Origin of the sequence: Xanthomonas campestris pv. phormiicola, from assembly GCA_025666215.1 — a bacterium.
Classification (GTDB): Bacteria; Pseudomonadota; Gammaproteobacteria; order Xanthomonadales; family Xanthomonadaceae; genus Xanthomonas_A; species Xanthomonas_A campestris_A.
Map to the genome: position 1 here is coordinate 1692813 of CP102593.1, position 20201 is coordinate 1713013.

The window sequence follows — 20201 nt, forward strand, 5'->3', positions numbered from 1 at the left end:
TCTCGGTGGACAAAGTCGAAGAAGGCATAGCAATGGGGGCGACGCGGGACGTTGCAAGTGGCGCAGCCGTGCCGCGGCGCCGGCGCTGGCTGCGCTGGTTGCTGGCGGCACCGCTGCTGTTCGTGCTGGCGAGCACCTCGCAGGTGATCATGCTGCGCTTCGTCGATCCGCCGTTCTCGGCCATGATGCTCGCGCGCCAGCTCGGCGCCTGGGGCGAGGGCGACTGGTCGTTCCGCATCGCCTACGACTGGCGCGACAGCGCGCAGATCGCCGCCAGCCTGCCGATTTCGCTCGTGGCTGCCGAGGACCAGCGCTTCCCCAGCCACCATGGCTTCGATCTGGAGGCGATCGAGAAGGCGCGCGACCACAATGCGCGCGGCGGGCGCCTGCGCGGCGCCAGCACGATCAGCCAGCAGGTGGCCAAGAACGTGTTCCTGTGGCAGGGCCGCAGTTGGCTGCGCAAGGGGTTGGAGGCCTGGTACACGGTGCTGATCGAGGCGCTGTGGTCGAAGCAGCGGATCCTGGAGGTCTACGCCAATGTCGCCGAGTTCGGCGACGGGGTGTACGGCGCACAGGCGGCGGCGCGCAGTTTCTGGGGCAGGGATGCGGCGCAGCTGAGTCCGGCGCAGAGCGCGCTGCTGGCGGCGGTGCTGCCGGCGCCGCAGCGCTACGCCGCCGCGCGCCCGGGGCCGTACGTGCAGCGCCGCGCCAACTGGATCCAGCGGCAGACGCGGCAGCTGGGCGGGCCGGCCTATCTGCAGGCGCCCTAGGAACATTTGAGCTATAGCGTGCGACGTTGGCCGGTATGAGGCGTTTTTGTATATGTGCGTAGCGACGTGAGCGCTCGGGCACCAGCCCATGGCTATGCCTTCGTGCCTGCCTGAGCCGTCCATGCGCAAGGCGGACACCGCCTGCCAGGAAGTGGTCGAGGGTTTCGGCATGGCGCTGCGGAGGCGCTGGGTTTAGTCCCTCTCCCATCGGGAGAGGGGTTGGGGTGAGGGTAGGGGGCGAAGCGTCTTGTGCAATTTGGGCGCACGAGGCTTTGCCCGTACCCTCATCCGCCCCTTCGGGGCCCCTTCTCCCGGTGGGAGAAGGGAACAGGTCCCGGTGGGAGAAGTGAGCGACTCCAGTTTCTCGTCAGGCGTGCCCTGCCGCTGGTGATCGCGCAGGCCGCTCCGTACCATCGGCACATGGAACCCGAGCGCCTGACCGTCGTCGTCACTGCCTTCAACGAGGCGCAGACCCTGCCGCTGCTGCAGCCGCGGATCCTCGCCGCGCTCGATGGCGTGGATGGCCTGGAGGGGCGGGTGCTGTACGTGGACGACGGCAGCCGCGATGCGACCTGGGAGGTGATCCTGGCGCTGGCCGCGGCCGATCCGCGGGTCGGAGCGCTGCGCCTGTCGCGCAATTTCGGCAAGGAGCTGGCGCTGACCGCGGGCCTGGACTTCGTCGAGCACGGCGCGGCGATGCTGCTGGACGCCGACGGCCAGGATCCGCCGGAGTTGATCGCGCAGTTCGTCGCGCATTGGCGCGACGGCTACGACGACATCTACGGTACCCGCGTTGCGCGCGACGGCGAGGGCTGGCTCAAGCGCGGTACCGCGTCGATGTTCTACCGGGTGATCGGGCGCCTGTCGAAGACGCCGATTCCGGCCGACACCGGCGATTTCCGCCTGCTGTCGCCGCGCGCGCTGGCGGCGCTGGCGCAGTTGCGCGAGCGCCATCGGTTCATGAAGGGCCTGTTCGGCTGGGTCGGGTTCCGGCAGATGGCGCTGCCGTACCGGCGTGCGCCGCGCCTGGCCGGGCGCAGCAAGTTCGGCCTGTGGCGGCTGTGGAACTTCGCGCTGGAAGGCATCACCAGTTTTTCCACCGCGCCGCTGCGGGTGGCCACCTATCTGGGGCTGGCGACCGCGGTGGCCGCGTTCGTGTTCGGCACCTGGATCGTGATCAAGGCGGCGCTGTGGGGCGATCCGGTCGCCGGCTGGCCGACGATGATGGCGGTGATCCTGTTCCTGGGCGGCGCGCAGCTGATCGCGCTGGGGCTGATCGGCGAATACCTGGGCCGGCTGTACGAGGAATCCAAGCAGCGGCCGCTGTATCTGGTCGACAGCTGGCGCGCGCCGGCCGGAGGAGTATCCTCGGCCGTGCGATCCAGCGAACCGGGAGGCAGCGATGCGTACGGTACGACAGTTGTTGGGCGACAAGGGCGGTGAGGTTCACGCGGTGCCGCCGGATGCGGCGGTGGTCGATGCGCTGCGGCTGATGGCCGACAAGGGCATCGGCGCGGTCCTGGTGATGCAGGACGGGCGCCTGGCCGGCATCCTCTCCGAGCGCGACTATGCGCGCAAGGTGGTGCTGCAGGACCGCTCTTCGGCGACCACGCCGGTGCGGGACATCATGAGCACGAAGGTGTACACGGTGGACCCGTCGCAGAGCGTGCAGCAATGCATGGAGCTGATGACCGGGCAGCGCATCCGCCATCTGCCGGTGGTACAGGCCGGCGCGGTGGTCGGGGTGATCTCGATCGGCGACCTGGTCAAGGCGGTGATCGAGGAGCAGCGGCAGGAACTGGACCAGTTGCAGCGCTATATCGCGAGTTGACGGGACTCGGGACCGGGGACTCGGGACCCGGAAAAGCAAGAGCGGGGCTTTTGACTTTCCGAGTCCCGAGTCCCCGGTCCCGAGTCCCGGCTACTTGGCGTAATGACCGCCGCAATCGGCATCCTTGCCCGGGCCGGTTTCCAGCGTCGCCAGCAACGCCGCCGGCGGGGCGATGCTGCCCAGCGCCAGGGCGATCGCGCCGCGCATGCCCAGGGCCTTGAAGTCGGGGCGGAAGGTCGGATCCTTGAAGGTGCCGCCGACGCGCAGCGGCGAGCGCAGCGACAGGATGCTGCGGTCCTTCGGGCGCGCCTTCAGCAGCAGGTCCAGTTTCTCTTCGCCCAGGTCGATGTTGCCGCTGCCGACGAGCAGCGTGTCGGTGCTGTCGAACGCCAGGGCGCGCGCGTCCATCACCCCGTCCCTGACCGCGAAATCGCCGAACGCGCAGCGCACCGGAATCTCGCGGTCCCTGGTGATCAGGAACTTCAGCGATTCGGCGATGTCCAGCCCGGCCAGTTCCATGATCAGGTTGCTGATATGGCCCTTGCCCATGCCGATGGCGACGCTGCCGTCGGCGCTGCCGAGCATCTGCGCGATCGAGTTGCCGGTGCCGGCGAGCGCGATCTCGCCGCCGATCGCGCCGGAGGCTTCCTTGGCCAGTTGTCCGTCCGGGAACAGCTTGCCCAGTTGCATGCCGCGCACCGAGATCTGCGCGCGGGTGGCGATGGTCGGCTTGCGCGCATCCATGCGGATGTCGGAGCGGATGTTGCCGCCGGCCACGCCGAAGTCGAGCGGCTGCAGCAGCAGGACGCCGTCGTTGAGTTTGAGGTGCGCGTCCATGTCGTCCAGCGGCAGCGTCTGCGCGTTGATCCGCTGCGCCTTCCAGCGCACGTCCGCGTCCATCGCACGCAGCTTGCCCAGGTCGTACGGGGTGGACGGCAGCACCTTGCTGTTGGCGGCGAGCTTGGCCGCCTGCGCCTTCTGTTCGGCGTTGGCGGTCTCGCCGGCGCCGGTGCGCGGCGGCGCGCCGACGAAGCCGGCCAGGTCGTCGAAGTCCAGGCGCCGCGAACGCAGGTCCGCGCGCAGGAACGGGCGCTGCCCGGCGGTGTCGATCTGCACGCTGCCGGCCAGGTCGCTGTCGCCGGCGCGGCCGCTGAAGTCCTCGTAGCGCCAGGTTTCGCCGTTGCGCTTGAGCCGGCCGTCGAGCTGGTAGGGCGGGGTGGAGGGAATGGCGATGCCGAGCAGTGGATACAGGTGTTCCATATCGGTACCGGCCAGGCTCAGCTGCAGGTCGAACACACGCAGCTGGAACGGATTGGTCAGCGTGCCGCGCATGTGTGCGCGGGTGCTGCCGGCGCTGCCGCGCAGGTCGATCTTGAACGGATGGTCGCTCTCGCTCAGTTCCAGCGGCGAGGCGGTGCTGCCCTTGAGCGTGAACGGGTTGCCGCGCCAGCGGCCATCGCCGGCGACCGCGATCGGCGGCGCGGCATCGCCGCGGCGGCGCTGCGAGGTCAGGCTGTCCACGCTGACGTCGATGTCGGTGCGGCCGGGAAGGTCCTGGAAACGCAGCCGGCCCTGCTGCACCAGCATGCGGCCCAGGACCACTTGCGTGCCGCCGTCGTTGCTGCCGAAGCTCCAGTTGCCGGGTTGCCCGTTCGGCCCGGTCTCGAGCAGCAGCTTCGGTTGGGTCAGGCGGATCTCCGGAATGCGCACCTTGCCGCGCAGCAATGGCCACAGCGCCAGATCGATCTCGGCGCGTTGCGCGCTGGCCATCTGCGCTTGTTTCGACCAGTCCGCGTTGGCGAAGCGCAGGCGATCGCCGCGGATGGTGACGGTGCTGCCGAGGTCGACGTCGAGATTGCCGTCGATGTGGAAGGCACGGCCGGTCTTGGCCTGTACCGCACGCTCCACCGGGCCCTTGAACCAGTTCCAGTCGAACACCAGGATGACGATCAGCAGCACCAGCACCAGCGCGCCGAGGGCGAACGGCCAACGCCGCAAGCGGCCGTCGGGACGGCGCCAGGGCCAGGAGCGGCGCCGGCCACGTACTGCAGAAGTGGGTTCGCGATCCATCCCGCCATACTAGGCGGCAGGCGTGCACGGGGTGCGAAAGCGCGGGCCGCGCCAGGCTTCGCTAGAGCACTTGCCCGGTCACCGCGACGAAGTGGCAGACGCTGCCGCCGAGCACGAACAGGTGCCAGATCGCGTGGAAGTAGCGCACCGTGTCGCGCTGGTAGAAGTAGGTGCCCAAGGTGTAGAACAGGCCGCCGGCCAGCAGCCAGCACAGGGTGCGCACATCGACCGAGCGCAGCAGCGGTTCGATCGCCACCACGATCAGCCAGCCCATGGCGAGGTACAGGATGGTCGACAGCAGCCGGAAGCGGCCGGTGAAGAACAGCTTGAAGATCACTCCGGCCAGGGCGATGGTCCAGATCGCCGCGAACAGGCCCCAGCCCCAGGGGCCGCGCAGGCCGATCAGGGTGAAAGGCGTATAGGTGCCGGCGATCAGCACGTAGATCGCGCAGTGGTCCAGCACCTGCAGCCGCGCCTTGGCGCCGGGATGCGGGATGGCGTGGTACAGCGTGGAGGCGGTGTACAGCAGCAGCAAGGCGACCCCGAACACGATCGCGCCGGCCAGTTGCCAGCCGTCGCCGTAGATCGCGGCCAGGGTGATCAGCACCGAGCTGCCGGCCAATGCGGCGATCGCGCCCAGGCCATGGGTCAGCGCGCTGGCCAGTTCGTCGCGCCAGTCCGTAGAAGGCGGCGCGTCGGCGTTCGTGAGCGAGGACCGCGGGTCTGCTTGCATGGCTCGAAACGGTACCGCAATTGCGAGCGGTTCGCATCCGTTGCGATGCGGCAATTGGCGCGCGGTTCACGCCCGCGCGCAGGTCGCTTCAGTGCGCCGCGTCAGTCCAGCGCGACGCTGTGCGCGTGCTCGCGGGTCGCGGCGAAGCGCACGTCCGGCGCGCGTTCCTGCGCCAGCTGCAGGTTGACCCGGGTCGGCGCCAGATAGACCAGTTCGCCGGCGCCGTCGATGCCGAGGTTCATCGCGTTCTTCTCGCGAAACTCCTCCAGCTTCTTCGGGTTGTCGCAGTGCACCCAGCGCGCGGTGACCACGCCGACCGGCTCGAAGCTGGCGTCCACGCCGTACTCGTCCTTGAGCCGGTAGGCGACCACTTCGAACTGCAGCACGCCGACCGCGCCCAGGATCAGGTCGTTGCTCATCAGCGGGCGGAAGAACTGGGTGGCGCCTTCCTCGGACAGCTGCGCCAGGCCCTTCTGCAGCTGCTTGAGCTTGAGCGGGTCGCGCAGCCGCGCGCGGCGGAACAGTTCCGGGGCGAAGTTGGGAATGCCGGTGAACGACAGCGCCTCGCCCTCGGTGAAGGTGTCGCCGATGGAGATGGTGCCGTGGTTGTGGATGCCGATGACGTCGCCGGGGTAGGCCTCGGCGGCGATCTCGCGGTCGCTGGCCATGAAGGTCAGCGCGTTGGCCAGCTTGGTGTCCTTGCCGGTGCGCACGTGCAGGGTCTTCATGCCGGCGCTGAAGCGGCCGGAACAGATGCGCATGAACGCGACCCGGTCGCGGTGCTGCGGGTCCATGTTGGCCTGGATCTTGAACACGAAGCCGGTCAGCTTCTCCTCGGTCGGCTGCACCGGGCGGCCGGTGGTGGCATGCACCTGCGGCGGCGGCGCGTGCTCGGCGAAGAAGTCCAGCAGCGGCTGCACGCCGAAGTTGTTGACGCCGGAGCCGAAGAACACCGGGGTCTGCTTGCCGGCGCGGTAGGCATCCAGGTCGAACGGATGGCTGGCGCCCTGCACCAGTTCCAGTTCCTCGCGCAGTTCGGCCAACATCTGCGCGCCGATGCGTTCGGCCAGGCCGGGCGCGTCCAGCGACGGGAAGATGGTCGAGTCCTGGCGGGTGAAGTTGCGGCCCTGTTCGTACAGGTGCACTTCGCCGCTGATCAGGTGCACCACGCCCTTCAGGCGCTGGCCCATGCCGATCGGCCAGGTCACCGGCGCGCACTGGATGCCGAGCACGGTCTCCACTTCGTCGAGCAGGTCGATCGGTTCCTTGCCTTCGCGGTCGAGCTTGTTGATGAAGGTCATGATCGGCGTGTCGCGCAGCCGGCACACTTCCATCAGCTTGATGGTGCGTTCTTCCACGCCCTTGGCCACGTCGATCACCATCAGCGCCGAGTCCACCGCGGTGAGCACGCGGTAGGTGTCCTCGCCGAAGTCGGCGTGGCCGGGGGTGTCGAGCAGGTTGATGATCTTGCCTTCGTACGGGAACTGCATCACCGACGAAGTCACCGAGATGCCGCGCTCCTTCTCCAGCGCCATCCAGTCGGACGTCGCATGGCGCGCGGCCTTGCGGCCCTTGACCGAGCCGGCCATCTGGATCGCGCCGCCGAACAGCAGCAGCTTTTCGGTCAGCGTGGTCTTGCCGGCGTCGGGGTGGGAAATGATGGCGAAGGTGCGGCGGCGCGCAGCTTCCTGGGTAACATCGGACATGGCAACGGCGCCCACTGGGCGATCACGGCTACAGGGAAGAGCGCAATTATAGCGCCGCGGCGCCGGGCACGGGCTGCGCGCCGTCCGCGGCGTCCTCGCTGCGCGGCAATTTGAGTTCGCCGAGCGCGCCGGCCATGCGGAACGGGATCGACTCCAGGCGCATGCCGCGGTTGACCTGCACCGCGAAGTGCAGGTGCGGCGCGGTGCTCAGGCCGGTATTGCCCGACAGCGCGAGGCGTTGCCCGGCAACGACGCGCTGGCCCGGCTGCACCGCCACGCCGCTCGGCGCCAGGTGCGCGTACAGCGCCATGCTGCCGTCGGCGTGGAGGATGCGCACGAAGTTGGCGCGGCCGCCGAAGGTCTCGCGGTCCAGTCCAGCCTCGGCGAAGCCCGCTTCCACCTGCATCACCGTGCCGCCGCGCGCGGCCAGCACCGGGGTGCCTTCGGCCAGGGCGAAATCCAGCGCGTAGTAGTTCTGCGCGTCGTGGTGGCTGAAGTGGCCGCCCACGCCCTGCTCGACGCGCACCGGCGCCGCGGTGAACGGCAAGCGGTACAGGGCATCCTGCGGCGTGGCGGCCGGGTCGCCGGGCACGGCCTCCAGGAGCAGGTCGAACGGGTTGGCGTAGCGTGGGTCGCGGGCGTACAGCCGCGACAGCAGCGCACTGCCGCGGGCGGGCAGCAGCGCGCGCAGCGGCAACGCCGGGACCGCGGCGAGGTTGTCGGCGCGGCGCGAGCGCAGCTGCACCTGCAGCGGCCCGTCCAGGCGGTTGTCGGCCCAGGCCTGTTGCCGTGGAGGTTGGCCATCCAGGCGCAACTGCGCCAGCGGCTGCTCGGTGCTCGCCGACGCCGGCAGCGGTTCGGGCGCCGCAGCGCGCTGCGGATCGGCCACGTGGTCGCCGTAGTGGGCGATGCCGTTGGCGTCCTTCCACGCATACAGCGTCCCGGCTGCGCCTGGGGTGGACGCGACACCCAGCGCCCAGGCGACCAGCAGTGGCCAGCGTGGCGCGGCGCGGAACGGAGCGATGGCGTGGTGGGCGGTGGCGGGGGCCGGGCACTGGCCGGGCATCGGGGCTCCTGGCGCCGGCGTGGGGAGCGCCGTCGCGGTGCGGAGTATGCGGCAGCCGCGATCCCGGCTTCCTTATATCGCTCCATCCGAATAAAGAGATTTGACAATGCCGAAAAACGCTGGCATCGTGGCGTCACCATCGAGACCGGCGGAGGGACAGGCCCTTTGATGCCGGGGCAGCCAGCGGACGCGCAAGCGACCGTGTAGGTGCCAAATCCTGCGGGGACCACCGCGTCCGCCGAAAGATGGTTCGATTCGTGCCTTCCGCACGTCGAACGCGAGCTCCGCGAAGCTCGATGGCCGTTCCTCCCCGGATACCGCCATGAGCCTCGTGAATACGCCAAACCGCCCCCTTGCTGTGAATGCCCCGCTCGATCGCCATGCCGCCGCCGTTGCGCCGGCTGCCGACGGCGTCATCGCGATGCGCGGCGAAGTGGCGGTGGCGCTGCCGTTGCGCCATGCCGGCGTGCAGCTGCTGCGCCTGCGCTACGAACTGAGCGGCCCGGCGGAGGCGCCGGTGGTGTTCGTCGCCGGCGGCATTTCCGCGCATCGCCATCTCGCCGCCAACGCGAGCTTCCCCGAGAAGGGCTGGGCCGAAGGCCTGGTCGCGCCGGGGCGGACGCTGGACCCGAGCCAGCGGCGGCTGCTGGCGTTCGATTTCGTCGGCGCCGACGGCAGCCTGGACGCGCCGATCGACAGCGCCGACCAGGCCGATGCGATCGCCGCGCTGCTGGACGCGCTGGGGATCGACCAGCTGCACGGCTTCGTCGGCTATTCCTACGGCGCGCTGGTCGGCCTGCAACTGGCGGTGCGGCACCCGCGGCGCTTGCTGAAACTGGTCGCGGTCAGCGGTGCGCACCGCGCGCATCCGTATGCCGCGGCGTGGCGCGCGCTGCAGCGCCGCGCGGTGGCACTGGGCCAGTTGCAGTGCGCCGAGAGCCACGGGCTGTCGCTGGCGCGGCAGTTCGCGATGCTCAGCTACCGTACTCCAGAAGAGTTCGGCGAGCGCTTCGATGCGCCGCCGGAAGTGATCAACGGCCGCGTGCGCGTCGCCGCCGAAGACTACCTGGACGCCGCCGGCGCACAGTACGTGGCGCGCACCCAGGTCAATGCCTACCTGCGCCTGTCCGAATCCATCGACCTGCACCGCATCGACCCGGCCGCCGTCGCCGTGCCGACCGTGGTGGTCGCGGTCGAAGGCGACCGCCTGGTGCCGCTGGCCGACCTGGTCACCCTGGTCGAAGGCCTGGGCCCGCGCGGCAGCCTGCGCGTGCTGCGCTCGCCATACGGCCACGACGCCTTCCTGAAAGAAACCGACCGCATCGACGCGATCCTCGCCACCGCCCTTCGCCCCACCGGAGCTACCGCATGAGCACTGCCCACGACAACGATCTGCCCTGCAGCGCCGCCACCGCCGCGGTGCGCGCCGGCATCGATCGCGATACCGCCTACGGCGCGGTGACCCCGCCGATCGTGCTGTCGTCGAACTTCAGCTTCGACGGCTTCGGCAACAAGCGCCAGTACGACTACACCCGCAGCGGCAATCCCACCCGCGACCTGCTCGGCGAAGCGCTGGCGGAACTGGAAGGCGGCGCCGGCGGCGTGATCACCGCCACCGGCATGGGCGCGATCAACCTGGTGCTGAACGCGCTGCTGCAGCCGGGCGACAAGCTGGTGGTGCCGCACGATGCGTACGGCGGCAGCTGGCGGTTGTTCAACGCGCTGGCCAAGAAGGGCCATTTCGAGCTGATCACCGCCGACCTGACCGATCCGCGCTCGCTGGCCGAGGCGCTGGCGCAGTCGCCGCAGCTGGTGCTGATCGAGACCCCGTCCAATCCGCTGCTGCGCATCACCGACCTGCGCTTCGTCATCGATGCCGCGCACAAGGCCGGCGCGCTGGCGGTGGTCGACAACACCTTCCTGTCGCCGGCGCTGCAGAAGCCCATCGCCTTCGGCGCCGATCTGGTGATCCATTCCACCACCAAGTACGTCAACGGCCACAGCGACGTGGTCGGCGGCGCGGTGGTCGCCGCCACCGCCGAACTGCATCAGCAGCTGGTGTGGTGGGCCAACGCGCTGGGCCTGACCGGTTCGCCGTTCGATGCGTTCCTGACCCTGCGCGGCCTGCGCACGCTGGATGCGCGCCTGCGCGTGCACCAGGAAAATGCGCAGGCGGTGGTGGCGCTGCTCGACGGGCATGCCGCGGTCAACCAGGTCTATTACCCGGGCCTGGCTACGCATCCGGGGCATGCGGTGGCGGCGCGGCAGCAGAGCGGCTTCGGCGCGATGATCAGCTTCGAGCTGGCCGGCGGCGAAGCCGAGGTACGTGCCTTCGTCGATGGCCTGCGCTATTTCACCCTGGCCGAGTCGTTGGGCGGGGTCGAGAGCCTGGTCGCGCATCCGGCGTCGATGACGCACGCGGCGATGACGGCCGAGGCGCGCGCCAATGCCGGCATCAGCGATGGCCTGCTGCGGCTGTCGGTGGGCATCGAGTCCAGCGAGGACCTGATCGCCGACCTGCAGGCCGGTCTGCTGCGTGCGCAGCAGGCGGGCGAGGCGGTGGCGCGCAAACGGGTGGACGCGTGAGCGACAGCGTCGCCGATGCAATAGCGCCGGCGCCGGCGCCGGCCGCCGATGCCGCATTGCCGCGACTCGGTCTGCTCGGCACCGGCACGGTCGGCCGCGCCTTCGTCGCGCGCTACCAGGTGCTGCAGCAGCGCCGCCCCGGCTTGCCGGCGTTCGCCTGGCTGGCCAATTCGCGGATCCTGCAGGAGTGCCGGCAAGCGCCGGCGCAGGCGCTGGCCGTGGCCAATGCCGCCGCGCGTGGCGATGGCGGCAGCGCGCCGCAGCCGGCCGACCTGCGTGCCGGCGACATCGTGGTCGACGCCACCGCCAGCGAGGCGGTGGCGCAGCGGCATGCCGAATGGCTGGCGCGCGGGGTGCATGTGGTGACCGCGAACAAGCTCGGCCAGGGCGCGGCGTTGGCGCGCGCCGAACAGATCCATGCCGCGCGGCATGCCGCCGGCGCGCACTACGGCGACAGCGCCACGGTCGGTGCGGGCCTGCCGTTGTTGAGCAGCCTGCGCGCGCTGGCTGCCGGCGGCGACCATATCCACGCGGTGGAAGGCGTGCTGTCCGGCTCGATGGCGTGGCTGCTGCATCGCTACGACGGCAGCCGCGCGTTCTCCGAGTGCGTGCGCGAGGCCGCGGCGGCCGGCTATACCGAGCCGGATCCGCGCGAGGACCTGTCCGGCGAGGACGTGCGCCGCAAGCTGCTGATCCTGGCGCGCGCGGCCGGGCTGCCGCTGCGCGCCGAGCAGGTGCAGGTCGAATCGCTGCTGCCGGCGGCGCTGGCCGCGGCGGCACCGCGGGACGTGGATGCCGCGTTGTCGGCGTTGGATGCGCCGCTGGCGACGCGCCTGGCGCAGGCGCACGCGAACGGCGCCTGCCTGCGTTTCGTCGGCCGCTTCGATGCGCACGGCGCGTCGGTGGGACTGCGCGAGCTGCCGCTGGCGCATCCGCTGGCCAGCGGCGCCGGTACCGACAACCGCGTCGCCATCCACAGCGACCGCTACCTGCAGCAGCCGTTGCTGATCCAGGGCCCCGGCGCCGGGGCCGAGGTGACCGCGGCGGCCTTGCTCGACGACGTGCTGCGCATCGCGGTGCGCTGAAACGCCGGCATCCGCTGCGCCGCTACGGCGCAGCATCCGGTGCGGCGCTCGGCGCGGCCAGCGCCTGCAGCAGCGCGGCGTTGAAGCGCTGCGGCGCTTCCACCTGCGGCGCGTGGCCCAGGTCGGCGAATTCGACCAGCGTGGCGCCGGGAATCGCCGCCGCGGCGCGCTTGCCCAGCGCCGGATAGTCGCCTAGGGTCCTGGCCAGCGCCGGCGGCGCCAGGTCCTTGCCGATCGCGGTGCGGTCGCGCTGGCCGATGAACAGGGTGGTCGGCACGCGGAGTTGCGCGAACCGCTGCAGCACCGGCTGGTTGAACACCATGTCCGAGGTCAGCGCCTGGTTCCAGGCCACGCGCGCGTGGCCGGGGCCGGCGTACAGCCCGGCCTGCATCGTCACCCAGCGGTCGTATTCCGGTTTCCATTGCCCGCCGTAGTAGACGCTCTGCTGGTACTGCTTGATCGAGGCGGCATCGGTCTTGAGCTCCTTCGCGTACCAGTCGTCGACGCTGCGCCACGGTACGCCGGCCGCCTTCCAGTCCTCCAGCCCGATCGGATTGACCAGTAGCAGCCGGCTCACGTCCTGCGGATACTGCAGCGCGTAATGCGCGGCGAGCATGCCGCCCATCGAGTGGCCGACGAAGACCGCCCGGGTGACCCCGGCGTGTTGCAGCAGCGCATGGGTGTTGGCCGCCAGTTGCGCGAAGGAGAACTGGTAGGCCTGCGGCTTGCTCGACTTGCAGAAACCGATCTGGTCCGGCGCGATCACCCGATAGCCTTGCGCGACCAGCGCGGCGATCGCCGACGCCCAGGTCGCCGCGCAGAAGTTCTTGCCGTGCAGCAGCACGACCGTGCGGCCGTTCGGCGTGCCGGTCGGGGCCACGTCCAGGTAGGCCATCTGCAACGGCTGGCGCTGCGAAGCGAAATCGTAGCGCGCGACGGGATACGGATAGTCGAAGCCTTCCAGCTGCGCGCCGTAGCGCGATGCGGGCGTGGCGGCATGGCAGGGCGGCAGCAGGAGCGCGGCGGCGAGCGCGGCGAGAAGCGAGGATCGGCGCATGCGGGCGGGGAGACGTGCGGGGACGCCGCGACTCTAGCCCGGGCCATGCCTGGGCGGCGTCAACGCGCCTCAGCAGCGCGAGTGCACCAGGCTCAGGCAGGCATGGTGCTGCATGCGCTCGGCCGGTTCGTGCAGCGCCGCCAGCACCTGCTCGGCCTGCGTGCCCAGCACCGGGCGATATGCGGCCCAGCCGTTGCGGCCCTTGGCCTTGGCCTGGTACAGCGCGCGGTCGGCGAGGATCAGCAACTGCTCCCAGCCCAGGCGGCTGTCGGGATCGTGCACGAACGGGAATTCGGCCAGGCCGATCGAGCAGGTGATCTGGCCCTGGCGGCCGTGATCGAGCACGAAGGTATGCGCGGCGATCGCCCGGCACATGCGCTCGGCGGCCACGGTCAGGTTCTCGCGCGGCGCCGAGCGCAGCACCAGCAGGAATTCCTCGCCGCCCCAACGCACCACGTAATCGCTTTCGCGGGTCAGCTTGACCAGCAGCTGCGCCATCTGCTGCAGCACCGCGTCGCCGGTATGGTGGCCGCCGCTGTCGTTGATCGACTTGAAATGGTCGATGTCGATCAGCGCGAACAGCATGCCCGAGGACAGCATGTCCTGGTCGTTGGCGGCCATGCGCCGGTACAGCGCGATGTCGCTGGGAATGTGCAGCGACAGGTAGCGGCGATTGCGCAGCTGGGTCAGGTCGTCGGTGAAGCTGGCTTCCTGCAGGCGTTGGTTGGCCGCCTGCAGCGCCTCGGTGCGTTGCCGCACCTGCCGTTCCAGGGTCGCGCGCTGGCGCTGGTTGACCACGCGCGCCATGCCGATGCCGAGCAGCGCCAGCGCCAGCGCGCCCAGCGCCAGCAGCAGCTTGTAGTACAGCGTCTCCTGGAAGCGCAGCCGAATGCGCAGCGGCAACCGCGCCGGCGCCAGTGCCCAGACGCCGGCGTTGTTGCTGCCGCTGACCTCGAACACGTAGTCGCCGCCGGGCAGGTTGGTATAGCTGGCCACGCGCTGGCGGATGTCGTCGAGGGTGCGCCATTGGGTGTCGTAGCCGACCAGGCGGTAGCGCAGTTCCACGTTCTCGGGGGCCTGGAACGAGGCCGCGGTGAACTCGAAATCCAGATCGCGCGCCTGCGCCGGCAACGGCGTGTCGCGCAGCGCCTGCGGCGCCATCCAGCGGCCCTGCGCGCGGATCCGTTCCACCACCGGTTGCGGCGCGACCGGGTTCTTGACGATGCCGGCGGTGTCCATGGTCACCACGCCGTCGCGGCTGGGCAGCCACAGCGTGCCGTTGTCGATGAAGCCCTTGCCGTTGCCGGCGCCGTTGCAGCACAGGCCCTGCACCCCGCCGTGGCGCTGGCCGCGCTCGTTGAGCAGCAGTTCGGCCTGCAGCGGCGTGCCCGGCACCTCGATGCGCTTGAGCAGGCTGGCCAGCGGCATCCGGTACACGCCACGCAGGCCGGCCACCCACAGGCTGCCGTGGCCGTCGTCGGCGATGAAGAACGCCGCGTTGGCCGGCAGTCCGTCGTGTTCGTCGAACATGGTCCAGCGCTTGCCGTCGAACACCCACAGCTGCTCCGACAGGGTGCCGAGCACCCACTGTCCGCCGGGCAGTTCGTGGATCGCGGTGACGTCGGCGTCGGCCAGCGCCGAGCCGGCCTCGGCGAGCGGGAGCAGGCGCTCGCCGCGCAGTTCGTACAGGCCGGCCTGGGAGCCGATCAGCAGGCGGCCGGCGCGGGTTTCGTGGATCAGGCGGATGCGCGGATCGCGCAGGCCCTCGCTGCTGCCGTAGCGATGCAGGCGCACGCCGTCGCTGCGGAACAGGCCGTCGCTGGTGGCGAACCACAGCCGCTGCGCGCGATCGCGGACGATGCCGCTGACCTGCAGTTCGTGCAGCGGCGCCAGCAGCGGCGGCTGGGTGGCGTGCCCGTCGCGGTACAGCAGCGCGCCGCGGCGGGTGCCGATCCACAGTTGACCGGGTTCGGCAAGCAGGGTGTAGGGCACGTCGGGCAGTTGTTCGCGGTGCAGCACCTGTTGAAAGCGGCCGTCGCGCAGCCGTTCCAGGCCGCGGCCGGTCCCGACCCACAGCGAGCCATCGGGATCGCGCGCCAGCGTCCACACCAACGTGTCGCTCAGGCCTTCGTAGCTGCTGTAGCGGCGGGTCCAGCCGTTCCACAGCCGGGTCGCGCCCTTCCAGCGGCTGCCCAGCCACAGGTTGCGTTCGCGATCCTCGAAGATCGCGCTGGCGCCCGCGTCCTGATCGTCTTCGACGTATTGCTCGACGATGCCGCCATCGCGCACGCGCAGCAGGTAGCCGGGCAGGCCCACCCACAGGTTGCCGTCGCTATCCTGGGACAGCGCCTCCACCGCGCGCCGGGTCAGCGCCGGGTCGCCGGGCAGCCGCTGCCAGCGGCCGTCGCGGCGGAACAGCAGGCCGTCGCGGCTGCCGGCCCACAGGCGTCCCTGCGCGTCCAGCAACTGCCGTACCGGCGCCTCGCGCGCGTCGGCCGGCAGCGGCAGCGGCTCGTCGCCGCCCTCGGCGAAACGCAGCACGGCGCCGCGCGTACCGACCCACAGCTCGCCGCCGCGCGGCAGCAGCGCATAGGCGCCGTCGGCGATGCGATGACGCAGGCGCAGCCTGTCGCCGACCACGGCATAGACGCCATCCTGCGCCGCGACCAGCACCGTGCCCTGCGCGTCGACCGCGATCGCTTCGATGTTCAGCAGCGGCGCTTGCGGATCCTGCGGCAGCAGGTTGCTGAAGCGGCCGTCGCGGTAGCGCGCCAGCCCGCGGTAGGTGCCGATCCACAGGTCGCCGCTCGGGTCCACCTGCAAGGCCTTGATCCATGGGCCGGGCAGGTTGGCCGGGGCCTTTTCGCCGAAGGTGGTCATGCGCACGCCATCGAAGCGCGCCAGCCCGCTCATCGTGCCGATCCACAGATAGCCCTGCCGGTCCTGCGCGAAGGCCTGCACGCTCAGTTGCGGCAGCCCTTGTTCCAGGCCCCAGCGTTGGCGTTCGTAGTGGTTGAACTGCTTGTCCGGCTGCAAGGCGGCCGCCGTCGGCACCAGCGAGATCCACGCTCCCAGGAGCATGGCCAGCTTTAGCGCACAGGTGCACCAGGAAGCGGGATGGGACTGCAAGGGCATTCCAGTGCCGGCTCGGCGTATTGTCAAAGTCGCTATCGGCGCAGACCTGCCGATCTTTATCCGTAGCGCGGCAAATGCCTGCGCGGCGCCAGCGATCGCGACGGCCGCGGCAAGGCCTGTCATCCAGGAAGATCCCAGCTGCGCGGCGCCGTGGCGCGCAGCCTGCGCCGTGTCATCGTGCGGGCGCGCCGCGATGCGCCGGTTCGCGCGCCGGTCTGTCCGGTGCATGCGCAGCAGCAGCGCGATCGGCTCGGACATGCAGGGCGCGCCCGCGGCATCGTCTCAGCACTCGATCACGTTCACCGCGAGCCCGCCGCGGCTGGTTTCCTTGTACTTGTCCTGCATGTCGCGGCCGGTGTCGCGCATGGTCCGGATCACCTTGTCCAGCGAGACCTTGTGCTTGCCGTCGCCGCGCATGGCCATGCGGCTGGCGTTGATCGCCTTCACCGCGCCCATCGCGTTGCGCTCGATGCACGGGATCTGCACCAGCCCGCCGATCGGGTCGCAGGTCAGGCCGAGGTTGTGTTCCATGCCGATCTCGGCGGCGTTCTCGATCTGCCCCGGCTTGCCGCCGAGCGCGGCGACCAGGCCGCCGGCGGCCATCGAGCAGGCCACGCCGACTTCGCCCTGGCAGCCGACCTCGGCGCCGGAGATGGAGGCGTTTTCCTTGTACAGGATGCCGATCGCCGCGGCGGTCAGCAGGAAATCGAAGATGCGCTGTTCGTCGCTGCCCGGGCAGAACCGGTCGAAGTAGTGCAGCACCGCCGGAATGATCCCGGCCGCGCCGTTGGTCGGCGCGGTGACCACGCGCCCGCCGGCGGCGTTCTCTTCGTTGACCGCCAGCGCGTACAGGTTGACCCAGTCCAGCGTGGTCAGCGGATCGCGCATCGCCGCTTCCGGCTTGGACGACAGTTCGCGGTACAGCGCCGGTGCGCGCCGCGACACGTGCAGGCCGCCGGGCAGCGTGCCTTCCTCGCGGATGCCGCGCGCCACGCAGGCCTGCATCGCGTTCCACAGCTCGCGCAGGCCGGCGCGGATCTCGTCCTCGCTGCGCCAGCACTTCTCGTTCTCGAACATCAGCGCGGCGATGCTCAGGCCGCTGCGCGCGGCCTGCGCCAGCAGTTCGTCGCCGCTCTTGAACGGGTAGGGCAGCGGCGTTTCGTCGGCGACGATGCGGTCGTCGGCGGCGTCGTCCTGGTTGACCACGAAGCCGCCGCCGACCGAGTAGTAGTCGCGCGTGGCGATCACCGCCTCGTCGGCGGCGTAGGCGGTGAAGCGCATGCCGTTGGTGTGGTACGGCAGCTTCTGGCGCTTGTTCATCGCCAGGTCGCGCTTCTCGTCGAAGGCGATCTCGTGCTGGCCCATCAGGTTGATGCGCCTGCTGCTGCGGATGCGCTCCAGGGTGCTCGGAATGATGTCCGGGTCGATCAGGTTCGGGCGCTGGCCTTCCAGGCCCAGCAGCACCGCCTTGTCGGTGCCGTGGCCGCGCCCGGTCAGCGCCAGCGAGCCGAACACCTCGGCGCGGATCCGCACCACCTCGCCGAGCCGGCCCGGATCCAGCAGCCAGCGGTGCACGAAGCGCTCGGCCGCACGCATCGGCCCCACGGTATGCGAGGAACTCGGCCCGATGCCGATCTTGAACAGGTCGAAGGTGCTGACAGCCATACGTGCCGGAGAGGTGGAAGGCCAAAGACCGTCTATTCTATGCCCCTGGCCCGCCGCGGGCGTCCGCAGCGCAGCATCGGAGCCCGCCATGCCCCTGACCCTGTACCAGCGCGACGACTGCCACCTGTGCGACCAGGCCTTGCTGGTCCTGGCGCAGGCGCGCGCGGGCGACCTGGAAAGCGTTTTCATCGATGGCAACCCGGCGCTGGAGGCGCGCTACGGCGAGCGGGTGCCGGTGCTGCGCGATGTGGGCGGACGCGAGCTGGCGTGGCCGTTCGATGCCGGCGCGGTCGGCCATTGGCTGACGCAGCAGGGCTGAGCCGCTCGGCTCGAGCGGCGCGCACGCGATGCCGCGTCCCCAGGACTCACGCTTGAATGCGTCTTTCAGTCCGGCTTCGGCCCGGCCTGCCGGATGCGCCAGGCCGCAAAAGCCGCCAGGCACAAAAAAAGCGGCGGACCCGACGAGGGAATCCGCCGCCCAGTGGCCGCGTGCCGCTGCGGCCTGTGGCGAATCACTTCGCCTTGAACACGACCTTGGTGCTGATCGCGGTTTCGTTGGGGATGGTCTTGGTGTCGGCCCAGTCGCCGCCGCCGACGCCGAAGTCCAGGCGCTTGACGGTGGCCTTGCCTGCCAGCACCGGCTGCGCGCCCGGGGTCCAGGTGAAGGTCAGGGTCACCGGCCTGGACACGCCGCGCAGTTCCAGGGTGCCGTCGGCAGCGTACTGGTTGTTGCCCAGCGAACGGAACTTGTCGGCGCGGTAGTGGGCGGTGGCGAACTTGGCCACGTTGAAGAAGTCCGGCCCCTGCAAGGTGGAGTCGCGGTCGGCATTGCCGCTCTTGGCGCCGGCCAGCGGGATCGCCACGTCGAGCCTGGCGCCGGCCAGGTTGGCCGGATCGAAGCTGAGCTTGGTGTCGAAGCCGGGGAACTGGCCGGTGAACACTTCGCCGTCGTACTTGCTGGCGAACACCAGGCTCGAGCCCGGCGCCTGCACGTAATCGGCGGCGAACGCGGGGGCGGCGGCGAGCATCGCGACCAGACTGGCGGCGACCGCGGTGGGGGAGGCGAAACGGGACGACATGATGGAACTCCTCAGGACTTGGGGGGCAGCCAGCCGCGCGGCAACATCCGCGCCAGGGTGGCATCGCGTTGCAACAGGTGGTGGTAGAAGGCGGCGCCGGCATGCGCCAGCACCACCGCGATCAGGATCCAGAAGCCCCATTCGTGCACCGCATGCGACAGGTCGCGCAGGTGCGCGTCGGGCGCGCTGAGCTTGGGCACGGCGACCAGGCCGAACCAGCGGAACGGGCGCAGGCCGCTGCTGGAGTCGTACAGCCAGCCGGACAGCGGCATGGCGAAGATCAGCAGGTACAGCAGCGCGTGGGTGGCGCTGGCGATGCGTTCCTGCCAGCCCGGCGTGCCCGGCACCGGCCTGGGCGCGCCGGCGTACAGGCGCCAGCCCAGGCGTGCGATCACCAGCGCCAGCACGGTCAGGCCGAGCGATTTGTGCGCGGTATACACCCAGAAGTACCTGGGCGTCTTCGGCAGCTCGCCCATGGTCAGGCCGACCACGCCCAGCAACAGGATCAAGGCGGCGATCAGCCAATGCAGGGTCTGGCTGACGCCGCCCCAACGCTCGGCGGTGTTCCTGGCGGTCATGGCGTGGATTCCTGGCTGCGGCTGGGTGGCGGAGGGGCGGTGTCGGCGGCGGGCGTGGCCGCTGGCGCCGGGTCGGCGTCGGCGCGGCCCTCGCGGGTGGCCTCGGCCTCGATGCGCAATTCGACCGTGCCGCCGATCACCGACGGCCAGGCGGCGATGCCGAAGTCGGCGCGCTGCAGCGTGGTGGTGGCGGAGAAGCCCACGGTGCGGCGGAACGGCGGCAGCGGATGCCGCTTCAGCGCGTTGAGGGTCACGTCCAGCGCGATCTCGCGGCTGACCCCGTGCAGGGCCAGCATGCCGAACACCTTGGCGTGGGTGGCGTCGATCGGCTCGATCCGGGTGGAGACGAAGCGCGCCTCGGGGAAATGCTCGCCGTCGACCAGGTTGCGCGCCAGCGCGGCGCGGTTCCACTTGTCGTCGCCCAGGTCCAGCCGCTGCAGCGGCACCCGCGCGTCCAGCCGCGCGCTGCGCCAGTCGTCCGGGTCGAACGACAGCGTGCCGGTGCTGCCGGACACGGTGCCCAGCGCCTTGGAGAAGCCGGCGTGCTCGATCGCGAACAGCACGCGGGTGTGCACCGGGTCCAGCGCGTACTGCGCCGGGGCCGCCAGCGCGGCGCTCGGCGAGGTCAGCAGCAGGGCGATCAGGCAGCGCTGGAACATGGGCGGGCCAGGCGAGAGGAGTAACCAGGATTCTAGGCGCAGTCCGCGCTGCCTGCGCCGGTGCCTGCTGCAATGGTTCGTTGCGTCGCGCGGCGGGTGGGCTTTTGCGGCCCCCCGCGGTATAAGAACGCTGCCGCATGCAGGCGGCACGGAGCGGCCGCGCTGTGCGGCCGGCCCCGGC

The 20201-nt window shown here is 70.4% G+C and carries 17 protein-coding genes and 1 riboswitch; of the genes, 7 read left to right on the forward strand and 10 right to left on the reverse strand.

From position 1 onward, the window contains the following. Positions 1–32 precede the first annotated feature (32 nt). The 3 genes from mtgA to NRY95_06890 all read left to right on the forward strand — a co-directional run bounded on the left by mtgA (position 33) and on the right by NRY95_06890 (position 2601). Entirely contained in the window at positions 33–770 is a 738-nt protein-coding gene (gene mtgA, locus NRY95_06880) for a monofunctional biosynthetic peptidoglycan transglycosylase (protein UYC17671.1), read from the forward strand. A 420-nt stretch (positions 771–1190) separates the two neighbouring features. After that, on the forward strand, positions 1191–2213 hold the full coding sequence (locus NRY95_06885; GenBank protein ID UYC17672.1) for a glycosyltransferase family 2 protein: 1023 nt from the start codon (positions 1191–1193) through the stop codon (positions 2211–2213). Beyond that, positions 2173–2601, forward strand: a complete 429-nt coding sequence (locus NRY95_06890) for a CBS domain-containing protein (GenBank protein UYC17673.1) — start codon at positions 2173–2175, stop codon at positions 2599–2601. The genes NRY95_06885 and NRY95_06890 overlap by 41 nt, the downstream gene beginning before the upstream one ends. 90 nt (positions 2602–2691) lie before the next feature. Here the strand turns inward: NRY95_06890 and NRY95_06895 are convergent, their stop codons facing one another. From NRY95_06895 to NRY95_06910, 4 genes are all read right to left on the reverse strand, one after another. Then, positions 2692–4671 (reverse strand): AsmA family protein, encoded by a 1980-nt coding sequence (locus NRY95_06895; GenBank protein UYC17674.1) that lies wholly within the window; start codon positions 4669–4671, stop codon positions 2692–2694. A 61-nt stretch (positions 4672–4732) separates the two neighbouring features. Next, positions 4733–5404 (reverse strand): hemolysin III family protein, encoded by a 672-nt coding sequence (locus tag NRY95_06900; protein UYC17675.1) that lies wholly within the window; start codon positions 5402–5404, stop codon positions 4733–4735. Positions 5405–5505: 101 nt separating this feature from the next. Then, positions 5506–7110, reverse strand: coding sequence for a peptide chain release factor 3 (locus tag NRY95_06905; GenBank protein UYC17676.1), 1605 nt, complete (start codon positions 7108–7110; stop codon positions 5506–5508). Between the two features lie 46 nt (positions 7111–7156). After that, positions 7157–8101: a M23 family metallopeptidase gene (locus NRY95_06910; protein UYC18529.1), complete on the reverse strand. Its 945-nt coding sequence runs from the start codon at positions 8099–8101 to the stop codon at positions 7157–7159. Between the two features lie 208 nt (positions 8102–8309). Next, positions 8310–8428: riboswitch (SAM riboswitch) on the forward strand. 70 nt (positions 8429–8498) lie between these two features. Here NRY95_06910 and NRY95_06915 point away from each other — a divergent pair. The 3 genes from NRY95_06915 to NRY95_06925 are packed head-to-tail and all read left to right on the forward strand — an operon-like array spanning position 8499 to position 11847. Then, complete coding sequence (locus tag NRY95_06915) at positions 8499–9548, forward strand: homoserine O-succinyltransferase (protein UYC17677.1); 1050 nt, start codon at positions 8499–8501, stop codon at positions 9546–9548. After that, the gene (locus tag NRY95_06920; protein ID UYC17678.1) at positions 9545–10762 is read left to right on the forward strand and encodes an O-succinylhomoserine (thiol)-lyase; all 1218 of its coding nucleotides are present in this window, start codon (positions 9545–9547) and stop codon (positions 10760–10762) included. The genes NRY95_06915 and NRY95_06920 overlap by 4 nt, the downstream gene beginning before the upstream one ends. A 20-nt stretch (positions 10763–10782) precedes the next feature. Further along, complete coding sequence (locus NRY95_06925; protein ID UYC18530.1) at positions 10783–11847, forward strand: homoserine dehydrogenase; 1065 nt, start codon at positions 10783–10785, stop codon at positions 11845–11847. A gap of 22 nt (positions 11848–11869) precedes the next feature. Here NRY95_06925 and NRY95_06930 read toward each other — a convergent pair whose 3' ends face one another. The 3 genes from NRY95_06930 to NRY95_06940 form a co-directional block, all read right to left on the reverse strand. Then, positions 11870–12904: an alpha/beta hydrolase gene (locus NRY95_06930; GenBank protein ID UYC17679.1), complete on the reverse strand. Its 1035-nt coding sequence runs from the start codon at positions 12902–12904 to the stop codon at positions 11870–11872. A gap of 69 nt (positions 12905–12973) precedes the next feature. After that, the gene (locus NRY95_06935; protein UYC17680.1) at positions 12974–15985 is read right to left on the reverse strand and encodes a diguanylate cyclase; all 3012 of its coding nucleotides are present in this window, start codon (positions 15983–15985) and stop codon (positions 12974–12976) included. Between the two features lie 336 nt (positions 15986–16321). After that, on the reverse strand, positions 16322–17704 hold the full coding sequence (locus tag NRY95_06940; protein UYC17681.1) for an L-serine ammonia-lyase: 1383 nt from the start codon (positions 17702–17704) through the stop codon (positions 16322–16324). 88 nt (positions 17705–17792) lie between these two features. On the opposite strand from NRY95_06940, the gene NRY95_06945 reads away from it, so the two are divergent. After that, positions 17793–18023, forward strand: coding sequence for a glutaredoxin family protein (locus NRY95_06945; GenBank protein UYC17682.1), 231 nt, complete (start codon positions 17793–17795; stop codon positions 18021–18023). Between the two features lie 193 nt (positions 18024–18216). Here the strand turns inward: NRY95_06945 and NRY95_06950 are convergent, their stop codons facing one another. From NRY95_06950 to NRY95_06960, 3 genes are read right to left on the reverse strand one after another with little or no spacing between them, the layout of a single operon-like run. After that, on the reverse strand, positions 18217–18783 hold the full coding sequence (locus tag NRY95_06950) for a YceI family protein (protein UYC17683.1): 567 nt from the start codon (positions 18781–18783) through the stop codon (positions 18217–18219). A gap of 11 nt (positions 18784–18794) precedes the next feature. Beyond that, complete coding sequence (locus NRY95_06955) at positions 18795–19361, reverse strand: cytochrome b (GenBank protein UYC17684.1); 567 nt, start codon at positions 19359–19361, stop codon at positions 18795–18797. Beyond that, on the reverse strand, positions 19358–20020 hold the full coding sequence (locus NRY95_06960; protein ID UYC17685.1) for a YceI family protein: 663 nt from the start codon (positions 20018–20020) through the stop codon (positions 19358–19360). The genes NRY95_06955 and NRY95_06960 overlap by 4 nt, the downstream gene beginning before the upstream one ends. Positions 20021–20201 lie beyond the last annotated feature (181 nt).

Bases quoted from the DNA above. Each gene is read 5' to 3' on its own strand.
- NRY95_06920 (UYC17678.1), top strand. From the start codon at position 9,545: ATGAGCACTGCCCACGACAACGATCTGCCCTGCAGCGCCGCCACCGCC.
- NRY95_06950 (UYC17683.1), bottom strand. From the start codon at position 18,783: ATGTCGTCCCGTTTCGCCTCCCCCACCGCGGTCGCCGCCAGTCTGGTC.
- NRY95_06955 (UYC17684.1), bottom strand. From the start codon at position 19,361: ATGACCGCCAGGAACACCGCCGAGCGTTGGGGCGGCGTCAGCCAGACC.
- NRY95_06945 (UYC17682.1), top strand. From the start codon at position 17,793: ATGCCCCTGACCCTGTACCAGCGCGACGACTGCCACCTGTGCGACCAG.
- NRY95_06930 (UYC17679.1), bottom strand. From the start codon at position 12,904: ATGCGCCGATCCTCGCTTCTCGCCGCGCTCGCCGCCGCGCTCCTGCTG.
- NRY95_06905 (UYC17676.1), bottom strand. From the start codon at position 7,110: ATGTCCGATGTTACCCAGGAAGCTGCGCGCCGCCGCACCTTCGCCATC.
- NRY95_06890 (UYC17673.1), top strand. From the start codon at position 2,173: ATGCGTACGGTACGACAGTTGTTGGGCGACAAGGGCGGTGAGGTTCAC.
- NRY95_06895 (UYC17674.1), bottom strand. From the start codon at position 4,671: ATGGATCGCGAACCCACTTCTGCAGTACGTGGCCGGCGCCGCTCCTGG.
- NRY95_06940 (UYC17681.1), bottom strand. From the start codon at position 17,704: ATGGCTGTCAGCACCTTCGACCTGTTCAAGATCGGCATCGGGCCGAGT.
- NRY95_06960 (UYC17685.1), bottom strand. From the start codon at position 20,020: ATGTTCCAGCGCTGCCTGATCGCCCTGCTGCTGACCTCGCCGAGCGCC.
- NRY95_06885 (UYC17672.1), top strand. From the start codon at position 1,191: ATGGAACCCGAGCGCCTGACCGTCGTCGTCACTGCCTTCAACGAGGCG.
- NRY95_06900 (UYC17675.1), bottom strand. From the start codon at position 5,404: ATGCAAGCAGACCCGCGGTCCTCGCTCACGAACGCCGACGCGCCGCCT.
- mtgA (UYC17671.1), top strand. From the start codon at position 33: ATGGGGGCGACGCGGGACGTTGCAAGTGGCGCAGCCGTGCCGCGGCGC.
- NRY95_06915 (UYC17677.1), top strand. From the start codon at position 8,499: ATGAGCCTCGTGAATACGCCAAACCGCCCCCTTGCTGTGAATGCCCCG.
- NRY95_06935 (UYC17680.1), bottom strand. From the start codon at position 15,985: ATGCTCCTGGGAGCGTGGATCTCGCTGGTGCCGACGGCGGCCGCCTTG.